The following is a 20633-nucleotide window of genomic DNA, read 5'->3' on the forward strand; positions in this document are numbered from 1 at the left end:
GTGACACTTTGGGTGTCAGGCACCTAGCGACCTACCGGATAAATTCTTCGATCGCCTTAAGTGTGCTGCCGGTGGGGAAGACTTCGGCTACGCCTAGTTTTTTCATTTCTGATATATCAGCACGGGGAATGGTGCCGCCCAGTAATACGGACACCTTTTCCATACCTTTTTCCTTCATAATATTCATCAGCTTTGGCAGCAGGGTCAGATGGTTTCCGGATAGGGTGCTGACGCCGATATAATCCACGTCCTCCTGCATAGCGTTTTCCACGATTGCTTCGGGAGTGAGATTACCGGCGTAAATCACTTCCATCCCTTTATCTCTTAGAAAACTGGCCACCATCTGGGCACCGCGCCAGTGGGAATCAAGGCCCAGCTTAACAATTAATATTTTTGTCGGTCTCATATTTTCCCCTCCTTTAGTAAAGCGGCATTTTCCAGCTGCCACTGATGCTGCGAAAAACGTCCGCTATCTCGCCGACGGTGGTGCGGGCTTTGACGGCTGCTAACAGTGCGGGCAGTACATTATCGCCGGATTTGATGACAATCTCTACCTCAGTAAGTGCTTTATTTACTTCCTCAAGGCTGCGTGTTTCCTTTACTTTTAGCAGCCTCGCCTTTTGCCGGGATAGTGTTTCGGGCACCCGGAACAGCTCTACGCTCTCCTCTTCTTCATCGCAGTCGTTGAAACAATTTACTCCTACGACCTTCTTAGTACCGTTTTCTATCGCAAGCTGTTCTTTATAAGCGGACCGTCTTATTTCCTGGTGCACCCAGCCGGTCTCCACTGCTTTAACTATTCCCCCCTGATTTGCCACCGTGTCAATATATTGTGTAATCTTCTGCTCCATCTGGTCGGTCAACTGCTCTACGAAATACGAACCGCCCAGGGGATCGATGGTACTGGTGACGTTGGTCTCATTCTGCAGGATTTGCTGGGTTCTTAACGCCGTCAGTGCCGAAAGATTCGAAGGTATGGAAAGTGCCTCATCAAAACCATCTACATGTATTGATTGGGCACCTCCCATCACCGCGGCGAGAGCCTGATATGCAGAACGAGATATGTTGTTCAGCGGCTGTTGTGCAGTCAGGCTGACACCGGCGGTCTGTACGTGGTAACGGAAGCGCAGGCTGCGCTGGTCTTTAGGACTATAGCGCTCCTGCATCAATTTAAACCACACTCGCCGGGCGGCACGGAACTTGGCAACTTCTTCAAAAAAATCGTTATGGGACGAAAGAAAAAATGATAATCGGGGCACGAATTGATCTACTGAATATCCTCTGCTCAGCATTTCCTCGATTGTCCCAAATGCATGGGCCATGACCAGGCCCACTTCCTGCACTGCGTTGGCACCGGACTCGCGATAATTGTAGCCGGTATAACTGATGGGATTCCAGCGTGGTACATGTTCTGCACAGTAGGCAACAATATCGGTGGAAAGCCTAAACGAAAGAGCGGGCTCTAGAATATCCGGCGCCGTGGTTGCCATGGTCTCCATCAAAAAGTCATTTTGGATGGTACCGGCCAGTTTTTCCGGGGAAATCCCTCTGCTTTCTGCCACCGCCAAATACATGGCCATGATGGTGGCCGACATCACCGGGTTGCAGGCCACTAGCGACACACTGACCCGGTCTATGGGTATATTATCAAACAATACCAGCATGTCTTCGATAGTATCTACTGCCACGCCACCCTGGCCGATATCTCCTTCCACCGCTGGGTTATCTGAATCGTAGCCTCGCAAAGTGGGATAATCAAAAACTGCATTGATCGCGTCGGAACCTTGCTTGAGCAGCATACGGTAGCGTTCATTAGTGTCTTCTGCGGTCCCGTAGCCTGCCAGCTGACGTATGGTCCAGGGGCGACCCCGATACATGGTGCTGTACACCCCTCTGGTGAAAGGCGATTTCCCAGGAAAACCCAGCCGCTCCAGGTATTCCTTTTCAGAATTGATACCCGGTGTATATAAAGGGTCAACCGAGATGCCCGAGTCGGTACACCGCTCGGCAGAATGCTCTAATTCGCTTTCGTAGTCATTAAGCCATCTATCTTTTTGCTGAAGAATTTCTTCTTTTGCCATCAGTCAGCCACCTCCATAATATCTACAATCACTTAAAATAAAGTTCTTTACTGCCGTAGGTAATCCATTCCGCACCGCTTTCGGTGACTACCAAGGTATCCTCAAGGTCAAGGCCTCCCCGCCCCGGAATAATTAGCTTTGGTTCCAAGGCCAGCACCATACCCGGCTCCAGGATGACTTTGGACCGGGGTCCGATGAGCGGCGGTTCATCCATTTCAATGCCCACCCCATGGCCAATGTACTCAAAATCATATAAGGCCCTGGTCATGAAGTACTCCTCATAACCCAAATCAGCAGCCTTATCCCTGGCGGCAGTGTAAATGTCTGCCGCAGCAGCGCCCGGCCTCACCTGCTTAAATGCCGCCTCCATGATGGTTTTCAAAGCTTCATATTGATCCTGCTGTTCGATGGTGGGCTCACTCACGGCAAATGTACGCGCCTGATCAACGTGGTATCCCTGAATATTCACGCCCTTATTAATGATAACCAGTTCGCCCTCCTGCATAGGTCTGGAAGAAGGTCCATAAGGGCGAGCCTTACTGACACCTCTGCCGGTAGCGGTTAACCAGTATCCCGAAACCTCGCAGCTGTTATCGCCTGCTGCTATCATGCCGAATTCAAAAACCTGGTCCCAGGCCCGCAAATTTAATGGTCTCTCTGCATGGTAATAATGTTCCACATCCTTGATTACCTTTGCCAGTTCCCACTCTGTGATACCCGGGCGAAGCACCTTTTGGCACTGCTGAAAGCCAAGGGCAGACACTCGGGCAATGTTTTTCATGAGGTTTATTTCGGACGGTGATTTAATCATCCTCACCTGAAGCAGTGCCGGAGAAATGTCTACGAATTCAATGTTGGGAAGCGCTTGCGAAAATCGCCGGTAGTTGTTTACCGGCATCACGTCTAGTTCCGTACCCACTCTTACATTTGCTGGTGATAACTCTTTTAGTGTCTGAGCAACGGTAGAGATACCAAAGGAGGGTCTTACATCCTTTACCCAGCTCTCCTGCATGCCGCGTGCATGGTTTAGCTGAACCAATAGTATCGGTTCTTTCTCCAGCGGGACAATCAAAGTAGAAAATAATGCGATTCCCGCAAAGTAGAATATATCCGCCGGGTGAACCAGCACCACTATTTCCACACCCTGCCGCTCCATCAATCGTCTGAACCTTTCTAACCTTATTTCACTTTCGTTGGGCTGGTGCGGGATATTCACATCAATACCCACCCTGCCACCCGAAGGACCTGACCGCTGATACATTCTGTCGATGAAGATTCGATAGTTAAAGTTACGCCCATTAAGGCCACCTCCTGATGTTTTAGTTGCTTCATTTACCTGCGTACTTCCCCTCTGAGTTCTGTCTTGAGCACCTTGCCTACTGGCTAGTTGCTTGCTTGCCTGCGCCTACTTGCCTAACTGCCTAGTTGCCTGCTTGCCTATCTGCCCACTTGCCTACCTGCCTGCCTTTTTACCCGCCTGCCTGCCTACTTGCCTTACTTGCCTTACTTGCCTACTTGCCTACTTGCCTACGGCATTGCGAGGGAGTTTTTTCAGATTAGCAATCTCTGTCTTCAATTACACACAATCAAATCTCCTGGCGTCCATTTTTCCGGACACATATTAATGCAGCTGCTGTTCGGCAATAATATTTCGCTGCATTCCTCTCCCTCTTCTCACACTGATTCATCCCCCCGGTATCTTACACATGCAATAAGGCCGATAGGTCATACAACTATGGATGACTGTGAATCTGTTCCTAGGGAACTTTCATCTTTACCCTCTTGTTTACTATTAAACTTCTTACGAGAAAATTAGCTTGTACGATACTCAGGTTGCTGTTTTTCCACTCTCCATGTATACCTCCTTTTGTCCACTGGTTAACCTCTATCTAGGGCAAGTACCGTGCCAGATTGCTAAAACCTTTGATAATCAAGGTCTTCTTGAGACTTTGCCTGCTAAAGCGGATATGCATTGTGCGGGTTTCCGGATGGTTAATTTGGGTAGGGCTATAAAAAAAGCGCTCTCCCTATCCGGAAAAAGCACTTTATATTTGATATTTATTTATCTTCTCATAAAAGCTGGATCTGCTGATACCCAGCAGCTTGGCCGCCTGGGTGCGGTTGCCGTTGGCCTGCCTGATGGCGTCTAAAATAATTTTCTTTTCCGCCGACTGTATTTTGCTTTGCAGGATGCCCTGGCCGTCGTTCTCCTGGTTACGCGGTAAGTATTTGTTGGTCAAATATTCCGCTAAATGTTTTACTTCAATTTTTCCTTCAAATATCAAATTCATGGCCCTTTCTATGACGTTTTCTAGTTCTCTAGTATTACCGGGCCAGTGATGTTGTTCCAATATATCCAGCACATCGTCGGTAATACCCATCACCTTACTGCCCATAATCCGCTGGAATCTATTAATGAAGTAATTGGACAGGGGTCTGACATCCTCAAGACGTTTCCGAAGCGGTGAAATGGAAAGGGTGATCACATTAAGACGGTAGTAGAGGTCCTCACGAAAATTGCCGTCTGTAACCAACTTTTCCAGGTCCTTATTGGTAGCAGCAATTATCCTTACATTTACTCTAATTGTTTCGATACCGCCAACCCGTTCAAACTCCCTTTCCTGCAGCACGCGAAGCAGTTTAACCTGCAGGTGCGGGGACATATCCCCGATCTCATCTAAAAAGAGACTGCCGCCGTCCGCCAACTCGAATTTGCCCGGCTTCCCACCACGTTTTGCACCGGTAAATGCACCCTCTTCATAACCGAAAAATTCAGTTTCCAACAAATTTTCCGGAACTGCTGCACAGTTAACCTTAATGAATGGTCCTTCCGGCCTGGAACCACTGTGAATGGCCTTGGCAAACAGTTCCTTGCCGGTACCGCTTTCACCTAAAAGCAGGATTGTGGAAAATCCTAAGGCTGCCCTTTTTGCTTCCACTTTTACCTTTTCCATCTCCGGACTGACACTGATAATATCCTTGATGGTAAATTCAGTGCCGGTAACCTTGGACAGCTCGCTGCGGTAATATGACACCTGTTTTCTCAGTTTACCGGCCAACGACTTGGTCTGCTCCTGAAGAGTTCTGATTAAATCTACCTTGGTGACAATGCCAATAGGTTTCTGCTCAGCATCAATCACCACCGCCGAACCCACCCCATGATGCAGCATAATTCGATAAACGGCAGAAAATTCTTCGTCACCCCTAACGGTGAGTACATTAGTAATCATCAGCGAATTAATCTTGGTTTGCAGTGAACACTTATTTCCCAAAGCCCGATAAAGATTGTGCTTCGTGAAAACACCTACCAGTTTTTCCATATTATCAACTACCGGTGCTGCATCCAAACGAGTGTGCAAGAACACCTTTACCGCTTCAGCTATAGTATTTTCCTCACTAAGGCTGCGGAATTCCTTTGTCATAAAGTCGCGAGCCAACATCTTTACCACACCTAAAAAGTTTGATAACTTTATTATATATTAGTTGTATGAATATTCATACAACTAATTGGTGAATGAATGGAAATTGGGGGTGAACGTTTGCTATTTTAGGTTATACTTTTATATTTTTTTATTATTATGGAATGACTGACGTCCATGTGATTTGGCAGCTTTCCTAATAGATTTGAATCTGCTCAATGCTTTTAGGATTAACTCTCTTTCAAGTTTCTGGGTGGTTGTAATGAAATAATATTCTTATGAAAAAAGCCGCTCAAAAAAGTGTCAGGCTCTTAACTTCTTGACTAGTATACATTACAAAAAGTGAAGACCCTGACACATATAAAAAAGGAGATCTATGGGGCGTATACCCCACACTTGAAATCCAATTAAACCACTTCCACTGCTACGGCATCTCCTTGAGCCAGGCCGCCACAGATAGCGGCTACTCCTTTACCACCACCCCGCCGGCGTAGTTCATAAACAAGGGTCATCAGAATTCTTGCGCCGCTTGCTCCCACGGGGTGGCCCATAGCTACTGCCCCGCCATTAACGTTAATTTTTTCTCGCAGCGCTTCTATTTTTGGCTTGTCACCGTTGGCTAAGATTGTGCTGGCGACTAGAGGCATTGCTGCAAAAGCTTCGTTTATCTCGATTAAATCTATATCATCTAATTCCCAAGTTGCATTGGTCAGGGCTTTACTGATCGCCGGAGCCGGTGATTCGGCCAATAACCTCGGTTTTAGGGCTATGCTGGCAATCGACCTAACTTTAGCTAATGGGGTAAATCCTAATTCTTGAGCCTTTTCTTCTGTCATCAATAGTATAGCTGAGGCTCCGGTGCTTAGTGCAGGGGCATTACCGGCGGTAACTGTGGGGCTGCCATAGACTGTCGGTAATTTGCTAAGCTTTTCCAAGCTGGTATCGGGCTTGGGTGACTCATCAGTTTCTAGTCTGAACGGTTCACCACGACGCTGTGGGACCGCTAACGGCATCAGTTCGTCCTCAAACTTGCCTTCGGCAGCCGCTTTGGCATAGCGCTGCTGGCTGTTATAAGCCCAAAGATCCTGGTCTTCTCTAGAGATGTCATGTTCTAATGCTACCTCCCCGGCATCTACCGCCACCGGGTTAAATTCCTTGTATCCCAATTCAAATAAAGGGTCAATTAAGGTCAAATCCCCTATACGCTGGCCCCAGCGGGCCTTTGTAGCTAAGAGTGGTGTACGGCTCATGTTCTCCGCCCCCGCAGCCAATACCACCTGGGATACCCCGGAAACTATGGCCTGATACGCCAACTGCACCGCTGTTATGGAGGAACAGCAGGCCCGGTCTATGGTTAAGGACAACGTCTCCGGTGGTAAGCCGGCCTTCAACATAGCCTGGCGGGCCGGTATATTGGTATGGATGCCGGTTTCCGCAGGGATACAGGTTCCGTAAAAAACCTGATCCAGAACATTTCCGGGTAAATCAACCCTATTAAGAACTTCTTTTATTACCATAGCCCCCAGGTCTATGCTGGGGATGTCTTTAAGTAACCCGCCGAATTTACCAAAAGGAGTTCGTACGGCACTGACAATTACTACTTCCTTCTCTCCCATAACTTCTATTTCTCCTTTCAATCCTCTGATTAGAATAAGCTAATTAATTGGGAATAACTATCGATGCTTAAAGTTGGCCCCTCTTTTTTCCAAGAAAGCGTTAACACCTTCCTTTACGTCCTCGGTCTGGAAAACGTTATCAAATAGTTTAATTTCCAGAGTGAGGCCGTTGGCTATGCTTTGTTCAGTGCCCTGATCAACTGCCTGCTTTATTGCTTGAAGAGCTTTTCCGGCCTTAGTTGTTAACTTCTTAGCCAGTTCTACTGATTTGTTTAACGCCTCACCCTTAGATACTACCTTATTAACCAACCCTAACTTTAAAGCCTCCTGGGCTCCCAACGGTTCCCCGAAAAACATCATTTCCTTTGCTCGGCTGGAGCCGATAAGACGGGACAGACGCTGGGTACCTCCTCCCCCGGGAAACAACCCTAAGTTAATTTCCGGCAGTGCTATCTTTACGTCTTCTTCTGCCACCCTCAAATCACAACATAAGGTTAATTCGCAGCCCCCGCCATAAGCCAATCCATTCAATGCTGCTATAGTAGGTTGGGGTAAATCCGCTAAACGACTAAATACCCAGTGATTGTTGTTACTTAATTCCGCAGCTTCGCCAGGCGCATTAAGTTCTAAGAATTCTTTGATATCTGCACCGGCCATAAATGCCCGTTCCCCGGTACCAGTAACTACTACGGAAACAATAGTTTTATCTTTTTCAATTTCTTCCAGGCAGCTGTTTAAACAGGCCACAACCTCTTTATTGAGAACATTAAGCGGAGGATTATCTATAATAATAATGGCTACACCATCATCCACCGTTAAGTTAACAAGTTTTTTTTCGCCCAACTGAAACTACCCCTTTCAATATTACATTAGGCAATAACTAGTGCCGTGCCGCTTGGGCTTATTCTAGTAGTTTAAAGGCCAAACTAGTTTCACCCATGGGAAACCTCAAAACAACGTCTTAGCAATTACTAACCGCTGCACCTGGTTGGTCCCTTCATAGATCTGAGTTATCTTAGCGTCACGCATCATACGTTCCACTGGATACTCTTTGATATAGCCGTAGCCGCCAAGTACCTGCACCGCATCGGTGGTCACCTGCATAGCCACATCCGATGCACAGAGCTTAGCCATGGAAGAAATACGGGTGATATCTTTACCCTCATCCAAATCGTAGGCTGCCTGATGTACCAGCAGGCGGGCTGCTTCCACCTGTGTAGCCATATCCGCCAGCATCACCTGTATGGTTTGAAAGGAGTTCAGCGTGTTACCAAATTGCACCCGTTCCCCAGCATATTTAACCGCAGCGTCCAGAGCACCTTGAGCAATCCCCAGGGCCTGGGCCCCTACACCGGTACGGGTGTGGTCTAAAGTCTGCATAAGAATCCTAAAGCCCATATTCTCTTCTCCCAGTAAATTTTCCTTAGGGACGCAGCAATTTTCAAAAATCACTTCCCGGGTCACTGAACCCCGGATACCCATCTTATCTTCTTTCTTGCCAAAAGTTAAGCCCGGAGTTCCTTTTTCCACTACGAAAAGACTGATACCACGGTGCCCCTTATCCTTGTCAGTCTTTGCCACTACAACGTAAATCTCGGATTCTCCGGCGTTGGTTATGAAGCACTTTTGCCCGTTAATAACATAATTATCGCCGTCCCTTACTGCTAAGGTCTTTATGGAACCTGCATCTGAACCGGCACCGGGTTCAGTCAGGCAAAAAGACCCTAACACATCACCCCTGGCCATTGGTGTAACATATTTTTGCTTCTGTTCTTCGGTTCCTGCTATCATCAGCGGGGCCAATACCAAAGCCTGCGTAGTCAACACAACTGAAGTAGATGCGCACACCCGGGCAACTTCTTCAATTGCCAAAACATGAGACACTGTGTCACTACCGGCGCCACTGTATTTCTCTGGGATATTAATCCCTAGGAGACCGTGTTCGGCCATCAGTTTGATGTTATCCCAGGGAAATATCCCCAGTTGGTCAACTTCCCCTGCTTTTTCCGCGAATTCATTGTGCGCTAAGTCCCGAACCATGTTTTTAACCATTAGTTGTTCCTCACTATAATATACCGGCACTTGATTTAACCTCCTTGACTGTTAGGTGGAATTTATACCCTTTAACAGCCGAAAGTGACATGTTAGATTTTCAATCGATAATTTTCTTACCGTTTTCAGCGTACTTGTAAAAACCATAACCGACTTTCCGCCCCAACCTCCCGGCATCCACCATACGTTTAAGCAGCGGTGGTGGGCAAAATGCTTCATCGCCGATATCCTCATAAATGGCAGTCATGGCGTGAAGCAATACATCTATCCCAGTTAAATCCGCTAACTCCAGCGGTCCCATAGGCATCCCGAAACCTAATCGCATACCCTTGTCTATGTCTTCAGGCGTGCCTACTCCTTCCGTAAGGGCAACAATTGCCATCCTACTGTAAGGAAGGGCAATACGATTTAGCAGAAAACCGCCAAAGTCCCTTTTGGCAACCACTGTTTCTTTGCCCATACGCTTGCCTACTCTTTCAGCAACCTTCACTGTTTCTTCTGAGGTATGCATTCCTTTTACTATCTCCAGGAGCTTCATCATGGGAACCGGACTAAAAAAGTGCATCCCGATGACTTTTTCCGGGCGCCCAGTCACCGATGCCAACTCGGTGATGGACAAGGCAGAAGTGTTTGAAGCGAAATATGTCTTCGTTGGGCATACTTTGTCTAGTTCCCGAAATATTTTCTGCTTTAATTCCATGTTTTCAAAAATCGCCTCTATCACCAACTGTGCCTGAGCACTGCGACCGAGGTCAGTAGTGACTTCAATCCTATTTAAGATTTCATCCCTCTCATCCAGGGTGAACCTTCCTTTTTTTACAAAGCGACCCAAGGAATACTTGATGCTATTCAGTCCCCTTTCCAGGGATGCTTCATCAACATCGTGCATACATACTTTTATGCCGCTTTGAGCAGCTACTTGGGCAATACCACTTCCCATTAATCCTGCCCCTATTACGAGAATCCTATCAATACTCACCATATTTCCTCCTCTAAGTACTTACAGATAACCTACTGAATCCAGTTCGCCGTCAGAAACATCAAACACCAGGTTATTAGGTCCCAATTTTTCATATTTCATATATTCCGGCAGCCGGTCATCTTTGCAGCTTAGCCCTGCCAGTTGGTTGAATTTACGTTCGCTCTTCAGCACCGCTTCCCCAAATTCTAAAAATGATTCTATTGCTTCTTTACCGGCCTTTGTAGCCACAAGTTGTTCCACCTTTTCTAGCTGACTGTTGAACGCAGCGCCAACAAACACACACAAGCCGAGACTGTCGTAGGCAGCCATCATTTTTTGTGAATTTGCCGACAAATCAACCTGACCTTCAGGACTATGGGGATTTTTTCCTCGAATACAGTTTCCGGAAGTATGATCCGCCCCCATCGGTGACGTGGCATAAGTAACACCATTTCCCTTCACCGCCCTGGGGTCATATGCCGGCATAGCCTGCCCTTTCACTGTCGGCACCCTGGTTATTCCCATTATTTTACCGACAATGGCGGCACCGCTACCGAACATTCTGCCTAATACTGTGCCTTTGCCAATCTCTCTTACCATCTGCTCCGCTGCTTTACTATCGCCAAATTCGGCCAGACCAGCCTGCATTGCTACCCCTAAAGCAGCACCAATTTCTATAGTGTCTAACCCATAATCATTACATAGGTAATTCATCCGAGCAATGGCATCCAAATCATCAATGACTAAATTAGAGCCCATTAGACCAATAGTTTCATATTCCAATGGCGCAACCAACACTTCGCCATTACTGTCCGGGTAAATCGATGAACAACCGATAAGACAACCGGGCATACAACTATGGCTAGGCTTGCCTTTGCCGCCCCGGGCTATAATAGTATCGTACATAGCTTCACCACTAATCTTGTCTGCCCTGTCAAATTTGCCTTGGCTAAAGTTCTTGGTTGGCAGTCCTCCCAATTCCTGTACCAAATCAAGGATCGCTGGCGTACCATATTTTCTATAGGTTTTTACCACATTATTATCTTGTAAATTTTTATTTAGCTCACTTGCCAACCTTTTAAATTCACTCTCATTATCATAATTAACATTATCGACATTTCTATCATCAAGAATAATTGCTTTTAAACCTTTGGAACCCATCACCGCTCCCAGACCACCCCGTCCGCAGTAACGGGAAGGATTACCGTCTTTATCTGTATTGGTTATACCCGCTGCAGCAAGAGACATTTCACCGGCGGGACCGATAGCAATAATACCAGCCTTGCCATGATATGTTTCTCTTAGCTTTTCCACCAGTTTATAAGTTCCCAGACTGGCACAATCCCCTGCTGGAACTAAATGTGCGCCAGTCTTTTCAATGACCAATAAGAACTTATCGTTTTCGGCCAAACCTTCCACAATAATTGCTTTGAAGCCCATTTTTGCCAGCTTTTGTGCAGTGTTACCTCCACCGTTACTCTCCTTTATGCCTCCGGTTAAGGGACTTTTTGCACCAATGGATATCCGTCCGGAACTGGATAGCGTGGTACCTCCCAATAAACCAGGCGCTATCACCAATTTATTAAATTCTCCCAAAGGTTCACAGTTTGGTATTACCTCATCCAGAATTATCTGGGAAGTTAGCGCTCGACCTCCTAAATAACGATATTTTGCCGGTGCCTGCTTTTCACTGATGGTCAGGTCGGTCATGTTAACTCTTATAAACTTTTCCACATAATTCACCCCTAACAATATTTACAGGTGTACGCATGCATGGAGAAAGCGAATACCTCAACCAACGCTTCCTGCCAATGTTACAACCCTGTATATCTTCTATCACCAATGTTACGGGACCAAAACTGCTTTGACGATTTTCTTCTCCAGTGCAGCGTTAAAACCATCCAAAGCTTTTTGCAGTGGATATTTAGTTATAAGTGGATTGACCTCCAGTCGGCCGGAGGCTATTAAATTCATTGCCTGCCGATAATTTACCCATTTGGAGGAGTAACTGGTACGGATGATAATTTCTTTCCGTACCACCGGGGTAATAAATATTTGGGAAGGACCCGGATAAAGACCTATAATAGTTAAAGCCCCGCCTTTACGCGGAATTGCCAGACAATCCTCCAGCGCCAAAGCATTACCGGAACATTCAATTACAACATCTGCTTCATTACGCCCGGTTAACCTGAAGAGACCATCAATCAAAGTCTCATTGGCCACATTGATGGTTTCAAATCCCATCTGCCGGGCCAATGTCAATCTCACCTTTTCGTCCGCTGATGTACCGGAGATCACCACCATGCCTGCTCCCATTATCCTGGCCGCTTGGGCAGCTAATATGCCGATTACCCCGGGCCCGGACACCAAGACCACATCCCCGGGACTGATATTACTATTATCCACTACTCCGTGCAACGCCACTGACGCAGGTTCCACTATGGCACCCTGAATTAAGTCCAGTCCCGGTTCCAGCGGGTGTACGTACCTAACATCTGCCGCCACATACTGGGCCATTCCCCCGTTTTTGTGTAAGCCCAATACCTGAAAGTTTTCGCACGTATTTGTCCTGCCCAGATGGCATTGAGGGCAGCTACCGCAATAATGAGTAGCTTCCACAAGCACTTGCTGCCCCTGTTGCCATTCCGTTGCTCCCGGTCCGACCTCAACAATGGTACCACTAAACTCGTGTCCCAAGGTTACAGGTACTTTAATAAATTCATATCCCGGGTCGTAATTATAGGCATGCAGATCACTGCCGCATACGGCACAAGCACCAACCTTAATCAGTAGCTGTCCGGGCTGCAAATCTGGCTGCGGAACATCTGCTACCTGCATTTCCCCCGGCGCCCTTGCTATTTTCCTAACGGCTTTCATAACAATCCTCCTTACAATAACGTCTTCATCGCACCGCTTAGTTCATAAACATACCGCCGTTAATATCCAAAGTAATTCCGGTCATATATTCGGCGGCAGGGGAAACCAAAAAGGTCACTGCCTGGGCAATATGATGCGGCTCGCCAAATGTGCCCAAAGGTATTTGATTTCTAAACTTCTGGTTCACTTCAAATGACACCATTTTGACCATTTCGGTGTTGATTCTTCCAGGTGCAATGGCGTTAACCTTAATATCGTGCTCCGCCAGTTCGCCGGCCAGCGCCCGGGTAAACCCGATGATTGCTGCCTTGGTAGTAATGTAATGACAAGCAGTCAAGGCAGTATAAAGACGGCCGGAAACCGAAGAGATATTAACAATATGTCCGCCACCCTGATGTTGCATTGCCCTGGCAGCAGCCTGGGAACAGTTAAACATGCCGTTGAGGTTTACATCTAACACCCGTGCCCACTCATCCTTTGGCATATCTATAAAGGGGATTTTCTGGCCGTCCCTTTTTGGGGATATACCTGCATTATTTACCAAGATATCAAGGCGACCAAAGCGATTGATGGTTTCACTGACCATATTCTCTACTTTCTCCTGATCCGCAACATCAACTGCCGATACCATCACTTTTCTACCCTTTTTCTTTAAGCCAGCAGCGGTGCTTTCTAACAAGTTACTGTCTATATCGTTAAGGCAAACTGCCGCACCGGCATCACTGAGCGCCTCAGCGATAGCCTTACCCAATCCTCTAGCTGCGCCAGTAACTAACGCCACCTTTTTAGTTAACATATTTAGCCCTCCTCCCATTACATACCTAAGTATGCCGTTTTCAGCCTTTCATCAGTAATTAGTTCGTCAGCTTTGCCGGATAAAGCTATTCTGCCGTTTTCTAAAACATAAGCGGATTGTGAAATGCGCAGGGATTGGTGAATATTTTGCTCAACCAGAAGAATAGTGGTACCCTGCTGATTTATCTGCTTAACTATTTCGAAAGTCTGCTTTACCAACATCGGTGCAAGCCCTAAGGATAGTTCATCCATCATCAAAATCCTGGGCTTTGCCATCAAGCCCCTGCCAATTGCACACATCTGCTGCTGCCCACCACTTAACGAAGCGGCCATGTCGTTTTTCTTTGCCTTTAAATCCGGTAGCAGCTCAAACACCAGTTCCAGGCTTTCTTTTCTTGCCTTACGGGCTTGGGATGTATACGCTCCTAATTCCAAATTTTCCAATACGGTCATGTGGGAGAACAACCGGCGGCCTTCAGGCACCTGAACAATGCCCAATTTTACAATCTCGTAGGCGGGCATCTCATGCAAGGGCTTCCCCTCAAAGGTAATTGAACCAGATAAAGGTTTACTAATACCGGAAATGGTATTGATGGTGCTAGTCTTACCGGCAGCGTTGGCCCCTACGAGGGCCACTATTTCCCCCTGTTTGATTTCCATAGAAACATCCCACAATACTTGAACATCACCATAAGCTACGTTAACGCTTTCTAGTTTAAGCAAGGTACGATTCCTCCCCCAAGTAGGCTTCAATTACCTTTTTATCTTTGGTTATCTCCTCAGGAGTACCTTCGGCAATTTTCTCACCGTGATGTAACACAACAATTCGGTGGGAAAGATTCATGATTGCCGCCATGATGTGTTCAATCATAAAAATGGTGATGCCGTTGTCTCTAATCTTACGAATAAGCGGAAGAACCCCAGCTACTTCAGTGGGGTTAAGACCCGCCATTACTTCATCTAACAGTAATACTTTAGGTTTGGCTGCCAAAGCTCGGGCCAATTCCAACCGCTTACGGTCTCCAATGGTCAAACTTTTTGCCAATATGTCCCGGCGGTGGTCTAAACCTACAAATTCCAAGGTCTCAAGTGCCTGTTCTCGGGCTTGCCCCAAGTGGTTCAACCTGTTAAAAGCTCCTACCATCACATTTTCTAAAACCGTCATGTTGCCAAAGGGCTTTACCACCTGAAAAGTACGGCCAATGCCCTGTTTACATAATTTGCTAGGTAACTTAACCCTAGTAATGTCGTTACCCTGAAACTTGATAGTACCAGAGGTAGGAGGGTGTACACCGCTAATAAGGTTAAAAATGGTAGTCTTCCCAGCACCGTTGGGCCCAATCAATCCTAGAATTTCTCCTTCGTGAATATTAAAGCTAACCCGGTTTACCGCAGCTAAGCCGCCAAAGTGCTTAGTTAATCTATCAACTTGTAACAACATCTCCTCACCCCCTTGTTTGTTGTTTTTTTACCGCTAATTTACCATGTCTATTCTGCAAATCTTGCCCTGGCTTCCTGCGTGTAATCAACTTCTTTACCGATGTATAAATACCGTCGGGCATCAAGGTTACCACGGTAATTAAAATCAAGCCGTACAGTACGAAATTTAAGCCGTTATAATCTCCACCTAGCCAACTGCGCAAAAATTCATTCAACGGTGTCAGTAAAAAAGACCCGATAATTGGCCCCCAAGCGCTGCCAATACCGCCCACCACAGGAATCAGTGCCAATTGGACGGATAAGTTCATGTTAAATACACCTTCTGGTTCAATAAAGAGAATATATTGTGCCATAAATACACCGCAAAGCGCTGTAAGAAATGCTGATAAGGATGCTGCCAGCAGTTTATACCTAGTAGTCCGCACCCCTAAAGCCTCAGCGGCATCTTCATCTTCCTTCAATGCCTCCAGGTAATAGCCAAATTTGGAGTTTTCAATCCATAAGGATATTGTAAGTACTATCAACATTAACACCAGTGCCATGTAATAGTAGGGTTCTTTACCACGGAATATAAGGTTAGCCAGGCCCGGTTTGAATGGAATAAGTAGGCCCACCGATCCAGCAGTCAAATCCCGCCAAAATATTGATACTAGTCGCATTACTTCCGCAAAGGCTAGTGTCGCCAGGGCGAAAAAGGGTCCTCTTAGCCGGAAACAAGGGTAACTTATAGCAATGGCAACTATTACGGAAAGCAATCCGGCCGCCAACATCCCTAGCCAAGGTGTAAGGGAAAAATGTAAGTATAGTAGTGTAGATGTATAGGCACCTAAACCGTAAAAAGCGGCGTGGCCCAATGAAAGTTGCCCACCGTAACCGCCGATGATGTTCCAGGCGCCACTGGCAGCAGCGTAAAAGAATACCAATATCATTACATGTAGATAAAACTTGTTCTTCATTGCCAAAGGAAGCAGCAATAATAACACTGCCATTATGAACGCGACCAGCATTCCCTTGCGGGATCCAGTATTTATTAATCGTAATATCACCTCATACCCACCTCCTCTGATCCTCTACCTAAACCAAAGAGCCCGGTTGGCTTTAACACCAAAATCAGGATAAATATTATAAAATATACTGCTTCTTTTAAGGCGGGGTCAAGATAAAAACCGGCAAAAGCTTCTACAAGACCAATTATCAATCCGCCAATAAAGGCACCCAATACGCTGCCCATTCCACCAAGGATTACGACAACAAAAGCTGTCAATATAAAAAGGGAACCTACGGTAGGAAAAACATAGTAAATTGGCATCAATAAAGCACCTGCAATACCGACAAAGGCAGTACCTAAACCAAATGCCAGTAAATAAATATTGTAAACGTTAATACCCATCAGCATTGCTGCTCCCCGATCCAAGGCTACAGCACGTATAGCTTTACCCATGTAAGTACGTTTAAAGAAAAAAAATAGAGCAATGTTTATGCCCGTGGCAACAATGAATGCCACCAACCGCGGATAACTAATTACCAGTGTTCCCAAATTTATCACCGAAGTTTGATAGGATGTCTGCACTGTTCTATAGTCCGCTTTCCAAAACATCAAGGCCAAGTTCTGCAGGACGATGGACAATCCTAACGTAGAAAATATTTTAACGGTTGCCGGAGCATTTAATATTGGTTGAATGAATACCCGCTGAACAAGGACACCTATTAAAAATAACAGCGGGGTCACTATAAAAACAGCCACATAGGGGTCTAACTGAAACAGGTTAAACATCCAAAAGGTGGCGTACATAGCCAGCATCAAAAATTCCCCGTGTGCAAAGTTAACAATCCGCACCACTCCGAAAATCATGGTGAGCCCAATGCTAATTAACGCATAAATTCCGCCTAATAGCAGGCCGGAAATTATTACTTGCATAAAATTTATCGCCATTTATGTCACTCCTTTGCGCATTGCTTCATGCCAAACCGAGATGAATTCTTAAATAGGGGGAAACCGGATGGTTCCCCCCCTGTAAAATACTAGTTATTCCTTAGCACGTTCCTGCCAGGTTGGCATGGGGAATGTAAGTTCTTTTACAGCAGCACCTTCGGGCCAAACGGTGACCAAGCCATCCTCAGTCCACTGCAGCACAAAGGGTTCACCCAGCTCATTCTGACCGGTTTCAGGATTGAATTTCACGCCCCAGCCAGTGGGAGTAGTACCCAACTCTTTTTCATAGGCCAAAGCTTCTTTGCGAATAGCATCGGGATCCATAGAACCGGCTTTTTCTAATACATCAAACAGTACCATGGCACCCATGTAATTGGCAACGGAGTGTCCGGAACGTGGTTCCTCTCCGTAAGTCTTCTTGTATAGTTCAATAAATTCGTCCATGCCCGGGGTAAAGTCCCTGTTAACGGCATATTGAGTAAAGTCTACGTTGAAAATACCATTAACGTCGCTTCCCAAGGCATCCTGGAAGTCCTTCATAGTATGGCCTCCACCTGTACCAATAAAGGCTTTAGGACTGAAATCATACTCTTTAGCCTGACGCCAGAATAAGATGGCATCTGTAATGTAGGAAATGGCCAAAACAACGTCGGGGTCATATTTTTTCAAACCCATAATTACCGAAGACAAGTCAACAGCTTTAGAATTATAAGGCTGAACCAATCCCACCGACAATCCGCCTTCTTTAGCATACTCCTCAATATACCCGGCTACAGTGCTGCCGTAGAGAGAATCCTCGTGTGCAATAGCGATTTTTAGATCGCCGGGGTTAACACCCAGCTTAGGAGCCACAACCTCATTGATAAATTTCACTTCAACCTTAGCAAAAGTAGCAGCAGTAGGATTTGTTCTGAACAAATACTGGAAGCCCCGTTCGGTGATAGGGTCAGAAATAGCACCTAACTCCCAGTAAGATACACCATTACGCTCGGCAACTTCAGATGCTGCGAAGGACAAGGAACTAGAGAAGGAGCCCAATATTAACTCCATTCCTTCCTTAGTAATTAAGCGATCTGCTTCCGCCTGAGCTGCATTAGCATCGGGAGCATCGGCCTTAACAAAATCAATGGGTCGACCCCACAAACCGCCCTGCTCGTTTCTTACCAGACGTGCCAGTTCGGCACCCCGGAAACTTTCTTCACCTAATAAGGCCATGGAACCGCTCATAGGATAAAGCGTACCGATTTTTACCGGCTCTTTGGGCTGTTCCTTCTCAGCGGTATCTTTACTTTGATCTTTACTAGGAGCAGGTGCCGTATCACTTCCGCCGCCACCACAGCCTGTCAAAACAATACTAAACACCATTATTAGCACTAGCAGCCAGGAAACTTTTTTTAACATCTTTTTTAGAACCTCCTTGTTTTGCATTTTCTTATTGAAGCAACATCTTACTAAGTGATTTTTGCCCGTTTAACCCCCTCCTTTTGAAATCCTTTAACCGGCCAGCCAACCTCCATCAACATATATTGTCTGGCCAGTGATGTAGTCTCCGGCTTGAGAGGCCAAGAGTATCACCGCTCCCGCTAAATCTTGGGGTAAACCGGTACGGTTTTGCGGTATGCGGTCAAGCAATCCCTGTAATTTGTCAGGGTTATTAAATAACGGCGCTGTCATTTGGGTTCGGTAGTAACCCGGGCCCACAGCATTCACATTGATTTTGAATGGTGCCCATTCCACAGCCATTGCTTTTGTCATCTGACTGATACCGCCTTTGCTGATTCCATACATACTCATGTTAGGAAACCCCAATTCACTGGTAAGGGACGCCGTGTTGATGATCTTTCCCTTGCCTTGTTCAATCATTACTTTGGCCGCCGCCTGGCAGCAGAAAAACGGTCCTTTTAGGTTCACTGCCATCAATTGCTCCCAGTCCGATTCGTTAACTTCTGTCACCGGTTTACGAATATTCATGCCCGATGCGTTAACCAAGATGTCGAGCTGACCGTAATGATTTACTACCTTATCCACCATTTCTTGTATTGTCCTTAACGACTGCATCTCCACGGTAACCGGCAAAGCTCTGATGCCAAATTTTTCTAGTTCCTCCGCCGTACTTTCCAACTGATCCCACGTGCGAGCTGCTATGGCTACATCCGCTCCGGCCTGGGCCAATGCTTCAGCCATACCTTTGCCTAAACCCCGGCCTCCGCCCACTACCAAAGCAACTTTTTCATCTAACCTTAGTCTGTCTATAACCATTAAATCCCTCCCTCACGCTGCTGTTTAAGTCTAATACGCCCTCTTGAAAATATTGATCACATCATCCAATTTTGTCTCACGCGGGTTAACTTGAATGTTTCCGCTCTTCATGGCATCCTGGGCCATGGGCTCAAATGCATCCTCCGTAACTGCCACTTCAGACAATGCGTTGGGTATGCCCACATCGGCAATCAACCTTTTAACGCCAATCACCGCCCGGTAGGCAGCATCCATTTGTGTCAAGTTGGCCATGGGTTCACCCATGGCTTCAGCAATTTTTAGAAACTTCTCCGGGCTTCCGAAAAGATTAAATTCCATCACATGGGGGATGAGAATGGAATTGGCAATGCCATGAGGAATATCGAAGAAACCACCTAACGGGTGACTCATGGCATGACCATTACCTAACCTAGTGTTATTAAACGCCATACCGGCCAGCAGCGAACCCATTAGCATTTTATCCCTGGCTTCCAGATTATTGCCATTATAAACTGCCTGACGGAGGTTACCACTTATCAGCTTTATGGCCTCCAGCGCCAGGGCCTCTGAAATCGGATAAGCCATTAATGATGTGTAGGATTCTATAGCATGTACCAATGCGTCCATTCCTGTAGATGCTGTCAACTGCCGCGGCATGGAAACAGTGAGCAGCGGATCCAATAATGCTACCTTGCAGGCGCAGTTGGGGCTGGCCACAGTGAGCTTGTATTTCCGGGTACGGTCAGTAATAACGGCAAAAATAGTAACTTCACTGCCAGTACCCGCAGTGGTTGGAATGGCCACAATGGGTAAGGCAGGTTTACTAACCTTGTTTGCCCCTTCGTAGTCCAACAAATTTCCGCCATTAGTAGCCAAAATGCCAATTCCTTTGGCTACGTCAATGGGGCTTCCCCCACCCACGGCTACAATTACCTCTGCACCAAAATCTTTTTGTTTGGCCAAGCCTTTATTTACAGTTTCCAAAGATGGGTTAGGCTCAACGTCACTGAAAATCTGAATAGCAATACCCTTTTCTTCCAACGGTTTTTTTACTTTTTCCAATAAGCCTGCATTCACTACACCAGCATCGGTAACAATTAAGACTTTTGCTGACCCGAGACCTGAGCAAATATCCCCCAGTTCGACGATGCTGCCCTGGCCATAGATAATCTCAGTAGGGTTTTTAAAAAAAGATATCGTCATAATTGAGGCCCCCTTCAA

At 46.4% G+C, this 20633-nt stretch carries 19 protein-coding genes; all 19 read right to left on the reverse strand.

Annotated elements, in window-relative coordinates:
- Window positions 1-31: 31 nt before the first annotated feature.
- The 19 genes from MFMK1_RS13490 to MFMK1_RS13580 all read right to left on the reverse strand — a co-directional run bounded on the left by MFMK1_RS13490 (window position 32) and on the right by MFMK1_RS13580 (window position 20615).
- Complete coding sequence (locus tag MFMK1_RS13490; RefSeq protein WP_366922215.1) at window positions 32-406, reverse strand: cobalamin B12-binding domain-containing protein; 375 nt, start codon at window positions 404-406, stop codon at window positions 32-34.
- A 13-nt stretch (window positions 407-419) separates the two neighbouring features.
- Window positions 420-2081 (reverse strand): acyl-CoA mutase large subunit family protein, encoded by a 1662-nt coding sequence (locus MFMK1_RS13495; RefSeq protein ID WP_366922216.1) that lies wholly within the window; start codon window positions 2079-2081, stop codon window positions 420-422.
- A 28-nt stretch (window positions 2082-2109) separates the two neighbouring features.
- Window positions 2110-3297, reverse strand: coding sequence for a M24 family metallopeptidase (locus MFMK1_RS13500; protein ID WP_366922217.1), 1188 nt, complete (start codon window positions 3295-3297; stop codon window positions 2110-2112).
- Window positions 3298-4126: 829 nt separating this feature from the next.
- Window positions 4127-5521: a sigma 54-interacting transcriptional regulator gene (locus MFMK1_RS13505; protein ID WP_366922218.1), complete on the reverse strand. Its 1395-nt coding sequence runs from the start codon at window positions 5519-5521 to the stop codon at window positions 4127-4129.
- Window positions 5522-5641: 120 nt separating this feature from the next.
- Window positions 5642-5719, reverse strand: a complete 78-nt coding sequence (locus tag MFMK1_RS13510; RefSeq protein ID WP_366924946.1) for a hypothetical protein — start codon at window positions 5717-5719, stop codon at window positions 5642-5644.
- 188 nt (window positions 5720-5907) lie between these two features.
- The gene (locus tag MFMK1_RS13515; protein ID WP_366922219.1) at window positions 5908-7116 is read right to left on the reverse strand and encodes a thiolase family protein; all 1209 of its coding nucleotides are present in this window, start codon (window positions 7114-7116) and stop codon (window positions 5908-5910) included.
- A gap of 57 nt (window positions 7117-7173) precedes the next feature.
- The gene (locus MFMK1_RS13520) at window positions 7174-7959 is read right to left on the reverse strand and encodes an enoyl-CoA hydratase/isomerase family protein (protein WP_366922220.1); all 786 of its coding nucleotides are present in this window, start codon (window positions 7957-7959) and stop codon (window positions 7174-7176) included.
- A gap of 105 nt (window positions 7960-8064) precedes the next feature.
- Window positions 8065-9198 (reverse strand): acyl-CoA dehydrogenase, encoded by a 1134-nt coding sequence (locus MFMK1_RS13525; RefSeq protein ID WP_366922221.1) that lies wholly within the window; start codon window positions 9196-9198, stop codon window positions 8065-8067.
- Between the two features lie 70 nt (window positions 9199-9268).
- A complete protein-coding gene (locus MFMK1_RS13530) occupies window positions 9269-10141 on the reverse strand; it encodes a 3-hydroxyacyl-CoA dehydrogenase family protein (RefSeq protein WP_366924947.1) in 873 nt (290 codons plus the stop codon).
- Window positions 10142-10168: 27 nt separating this feature from the next.
- Window positions 10169-11863: an aldehyde ferredoxin oxidoreductase C-terminal domain-containing protein gene (locus MFMK1_RS13535; protein ID WP_366922222.1), complete on the reverse strand. Its 1695-nt coding sequence runs from the start codon at window positions 11861-11863 to the stop codon at window positions 10169-10171.
- A 111-nt stretch (window positions 11864-11974) separates the two neighbouring features.
- Window positions 11975-13006 carry a zinc-dependent alcohol dehydrogenase gene (locus MFMK1_RS13540; RefSeq protein WP_366922223.1) on the reverse strand — a complete coding sequence of 344 codons (1032 nt, stop codon included), beginning with the start codon at window positions 13004-13006 and terminating at the stop codon, window positions 11975-11977.
- 37 nt (window positions 13007-13043) lie between these two features.
- Entirely contained in the window at window positions 13044-13802 is a 759-nt protein-coding gene (locus MFMK1_RS13545; RefSeq protein ID WP_366922224.1) for an SDR family NAD(P)-dependent oxidoreductase, read from the reverse strand.
- 17 nt (window positions 13803-13819) lie between these two features.
- Window positions 13820-14524, reverse strand: a complete 705-nt coding sequence (locus MFMK1_RS13550; protein WP_366922225.1) for an ABC transporter ATP-binding protein — start codon at window positions 14522-14524, stop codon at window positions 13820-13822.
- Window positions 14517-15242 (reverse strand): ABC transporter ATP-binding protein, encoded by a 726-nt coding sequence (locus MFMK1_RS13555; protein WP_366922226.1) that lies wholly within the window; start codon window positions 15240-15242, stop codon window positions 14517-14519. Before MFMK1_RS13555 ends, MFMK1_RS13550 begins: the two co-directional genes overlap by 8 nt.
- A gap of 4 nt (window positions 15243-15246) precedes the next feature.
- A complete protein-coding gene (locus tag MFMK1_RS13560; RefSeq protein WP_366922227.1) occupies window positions 15247-16287 on the reverse strand; it encodes a branched-chain amino acid ABC transporter permease in 1041 nt (346 codons plus the stop codon).
- Window positions 16284-17174 carry a branched-chain amino acid ABC transporter permease gene (locus MFMK1_RS13565; protein ID WP_366922228.1) on the reverse strand — a complete coding sequence of 297 codons (891 nt, stop codon included), beginning with the start codon at window positions 17172-17174 and terminating at the stop codon, window positions 16284-16286. The genes MFMK1_RS13560 and MFMK1_RS13565 overlap by 4 nt, the downstream gene beginning before the upstream one ends.
- A 93-nt stretch (window positions 17175-17267) precedes the next feature.
- Window positions 17268-18575, reverse strand: a complete 1308-nt coding sequence (locus MFMK1_RS13570; protein WP_366922229.1) for an ABC transporter substrate-binding protein — start codon at window positions 18573-18575, stop codon at window positions 17268-17270.
- Window positions 18576-18668: 93 nt separating this feature from the next.
- On the reverse strand, window positions 18669-19433 hold the full coding sequence (locus MFMK1_RS13575) for a glucose 1-dehydrogenase (RefSeq protein ID WP_366922230.1): 765 nt from the start codon (window positions 19431-19433) through the stop codon (window positions 18669-18671).
- Between the two features lie 30 nt (window positions 19434-19463).
- Window positions 19464-20615, reverse strand: coding sequence for an iron-containing alcohol dehydrogenase (locus tag MFMK1_RS13580; protein WP_366922231.1), 1152 nt, complete (start codon window positions 20613-20615; stop codon window positions 19464-19466).
- Window positions 20616-20633: the final 18 nt, after the last annotated feature.

The sequence above is a fragment of the Metallumcola ferriviriculae genome, assembly GCF_035573695.1.
Taxonomy (GTDB): domain Bacteria; phylum Bacillota; class JADQBR01; order JADQBR01; family JADQBR01; genus Metallumcola; species Metallumcola ferriviriculae.

Bases quoted from the DNA above. Each gene is read 5' to 3' on its own strand.
- MFMK1_RS13555 (WP_366922226.1), bottom strand. From the start codon at position 15,242: ATGTTGTTACAAGTTGATAGATTAACTAAGCACTTTGGCGGCTTAGCT.
- MFMK1_RS13540 (WP_366922223.1), bottom strand. From the start codon at position 13,006: ATGAAAGCCGTTAGGAAAATAGCAAGGGCGCCGGGGGAAATGCAGGTA.
- MFMK1_RS13495 (WP_366922216.1), bottom strand. From the start codon at position 2,081: ATGGCAAAAGAAGAAATTCTTCAGCAAAAAGATAGATGGCTTAATGAC.
- MFMK1_RS13570 (WP_366922229.1), bottom strand. From the start codon at position 18,575: ATGTTAAAAAAAGTTTCCTGGCTGCTAGTGCTAATAATGGTGTTTAGT.
- MFMK1_RS13505 (WP_366922218.1), bottom strand. From the start codon at position 5,521: ATGTTGGCTCGCGACTTTATGACAAAGGAATTCCGCAGCCTTAGTGAG.
- MFMK1_RS13490 (WP_366922215.1), bottom strand. From the start codon at position 406: ATGAGACCGACAAAAATATTAATTGTTAAGCTGGGCCTTGATTCCCAC.
- MFMK1_RS13580 (WP_366922231.1), bottom strand. From the start codon at position 20,615: ATGACGATATCTTTTTTTAAAAACCCTACTGAGATTATCTATGGCCAG.
- MFMK1_RS13575 (WP_366922230.1), bottom strand. From the start codon at position 19,433: ATGGTTATAGACAGACTAAGGTTAGATGAAAAAGTTGCTTTGGTAGTG.
- MFMK1_RS13565 (WP_366922228.1), bottom strand. From the start codon at position 17,174: ATGGCGATAAATTTTATGCAAGTAATAATTTCCGGCCTGCTATTAGGC.
- MFMK1_RS13515 (WP_366922219.1), bottom strand. From the start codon at position 7,116: ATGGGAGAGAAGGAAGTAGTAATTGTCAGTGCCGTACGAACTCCTTTT.
- MFMK1_RS13545 (WP_366922224.1), bottom strand. From the start codon at position 13,802: ATGTTAACTAAAAAGGTGGCGTTAGTTACTGGCGCAGCTAGAGGATTG.